Annotated in this window: 1 protein-coding gene; it reads left to right on the forward strand. The window is 70.9% G+C overall.

Translation table 11 applies throughout. The features are described 5' to 3' along the window. The coding region (locus ITP53_RS55150; RefSeq protein ID WP_195903447.1) for a hypothetical protein at positions 1–1,602 on the forward strand (1,602 nt) is incomplete at its 5' end. Positions 1,603–1,866 lie beyond the last annotated feature (264 nt).

The raw sequence follows: 1,866 nt of genomic DNA on the forward strand, positions 1-1,866 counted from the left end.
CGCCAGGCGGCCGTGACCGAGGCGGACGCGCAGATCGGCGCCCTCATCGGCAAGCTGCCACCGGACACCACGATCCTGCTGGCCGGCGTCTCCGACGTGACCCCGAACGCCCACCTCCATGTCGCGATCGCGCGCGGCCCGTCCCCGGACGACCGCCCGTACGAGCACGGCTTCCTCACCGCGACCTCCACCCGCCAGGAAGCCCTGGTCACGATCACCGACCTCACCGCCACCGCCATCCGCCTCCTGGACCTGCCCGCCCCGCGCGAGGTGGTCGGCCGCCCCTGGCAACCAGGCGGCCAAGCCCCGGCCACCCCGGCGGAAACCGTGAGGGAACTCGCGGACGGAGACCTGGCCAGCCAGGTCCTGCGCGAGGTACGAGGCCCGTTCTTCACCGTCCTCGTAACCGTCCAACTCCTCTTCTACGCCTTCGCCGCCCTGGCCCTCCGCCGCCGCTCCACCCGCGACACCACCGACCCGGCCCCCACCGAAGACGCGCCTCACGTCCCGGAAATCCAAGCCTTCGCGGGCACCTCCAAGCTCCTGCGGGCCGTGCGGATCGTCGCGGTGGTCAGCGGGGCCATCGCCGTCTCCACCTTCCTGGCCCAGTTGGTGCCGTGGTGGACGCTGCCGGTGCCGATGCTCTCCGTGATCGTGACGATCGTGGGCATCGCCGGACTGATCACCGCGGTCGCCTTCGCCGGGCCCTGGCGTGCCCATGTGCTCGGCCCGCTCACCGTCGTCGCCGCCGTCACCTCGCTCGCGCTGCTCATCGACGTCATGACCGGCTCCAAGCTCCAGGTGAACGCCGTAACCGGCTACGAGCCCGTGACCGGCGGACGGTTCTACGGCTTCAGCAACATCGCGTTCGCCATCTACGCCACCGGCACGGTGCTGGGGCTGGCCGGAGTGGCGCAGTGGCTGCTCGACAAGGGCTCGTCCAGGGTCGTGGTGGTCACGCTGTGTGGGTTGTACGGGGGATTCGCGGTCTTCGCGGACGGGTGGCCGTCGTGGGGGGCGGACTTCGGCGGAGTGCCGGCGTTCGTGATCGGGCTGGCCGTCTTCCTCATCCTGCTGTCCGGCCGGCGGGTGTCGGTGTTGCGGCTCCTGCTGGTCGGCCTGGTGGGGGCCGTGCTGGTGGGCGGGCTTTCTGTGTTCGACTGGCTGCGTCCCGAAACACAACGCACGCATCTGGGCACGTTCGTGCAGCAGGTCATCGACGGTCAGGCGTGGACCGTCGTCTGGCGCAAGTTCAGCGCCATGATCGGCGTGACCGTCGGAAACTGGTCGCTGACCCTCCTCTCGCTGGTCGCCCTGGCCTTCCTGTTCCTGGTGCTCGCGCGCCCCTCACGCTGGGGCGCCTCCGCGCTCGGCCAGGCGTACCGGCTGGCCCCCACTCTCCGGGCGGGCCTGTTCGGCGCCCTGACCTGCGCCTTCGTCGGCTTCCTGATGAACGACTCCGGCATCGCCATCCCGGCTATGGCGCTGACGGTGGCGGTCCCGCTGACGCTGGCCGCCTGCCTTCGCGCCCTGCGGCTCGCCACGCCCACACGACCAGAGCCACGGTCAGGGCCAGTAGCACCCACCCGATCTGAGGCCTGACAACGGTCCTGAGCCACTCGAGCTCCGCGGGCGCCTCGACCCGCGCGGGCAGGTAGGCCAGGGACAGAGCCAGCAGGTGTACGACCACGAACCAGTCCAGCGCCGAGGCCGCCACCAACGCCAGCATCCCGAACGCCAGCCCGTCATACCAGGGCAGAATGTACGGCGTCGCAAAGAGGTACGCGACCACCAGCGCCGTCGCCACCACCGGCGCATCCAGCCCGCCACGGTCGTTCACGGAACCCCGGACCACGGTCGCCACCC

It is taken from the genome of Nonomuraea cypriaca (genome assembly GCF_015645445.1).
GTDB classification, from domain to species: Bacteria; Actinomycetota; Actinomycetes; order Streptosporangiales; family Streptosporangiaceae; genus Nonomuraea; species Nonomuraea cypriaca.